The 724-nt window shown below is 45.7% G+C and carries 1 rRNA gene; it reads right to left on the bottom strand.

The window, feature by feature from the left end:
* Window positions 1–724: ribosomal RNA gene (locus tag DAE25_RS22755) — 23S ribosomal RNA — on the bottom strand; the annotation flags it as partial.

The following is a 724-nucleotide window of genomic DNA, read 5'->3' as shown; positions in this document are numbered from 1 at the left end:
TCGGTCCTCCAATTAGTGTTACCCAATCTTCAACCTGCCCATGGCTAGATCACCGGGTTTCGGGTCTATACCTTGCAACTCAATCGCCCAGTTAAGACTCGGTTTCCCTTCGGCTCCCTTATTCAGTTAACCTCGCTACAAAATATAAGTCGCTGACCCATTATACAAAAGGTACGCAGTCACAAGATTTCTCTTGCTCCCACTGCTTGTACGTACACGGTTTCAGGTTCTATTTCACTCCCCTCACTGGGGTTCTTTTCGCCTTTCCTTCACAGTACTGGTTCACTATCGGTCAATCAGGAGTATTTAGCCTTGGAGGATGGTCCCCCCATCTTCAAACAGGATTTCTCGTGTCCCGCCCTACTTGTCGTTAGCTTAGTACCATAATAATGTTTTCGGATACGGGATTATCACCCTCTACGATTGAGCTTCCCAGCTCATTCTCCTAACAAAACCATTATCACTAACAGGCTCTTCCGCTTTCGCTCGCCGCTACTTACAGAATCTCGGTTGATTTCTTTTCCTCGGGGTACTTAGATGTTTCAGTTCTCCCGGTTTGCCTTATTAAGCTATGTATTCACTTAATAATAGTAGATTCTTCATCTACTGGGTTTCCCCATTCGGATATCTTGGATTAAACGCTTCTTATCAACTCATCCAAGCTTTTCGCAGATTAGCACGTCCTTCTTCGCCTCTGATTGCCAAGGCATCCACCGTGTACGCT

The sequence above is a fragment of the Nocardioides terrigena genome (assembly GCF_003047265.1).
In the GTDB taxonomy this organism is placed as follows: Bacteria; Actinomycetota; Actinomycetes; order Propionibacteriales; family Nocardioidaceae; genus Nocardioides; species Nocardioides terrigena.
Note: the sequence above shows the minus strand (reverse complement) of the source record. Positions and strands in the feature narration are given on the sequence as shown.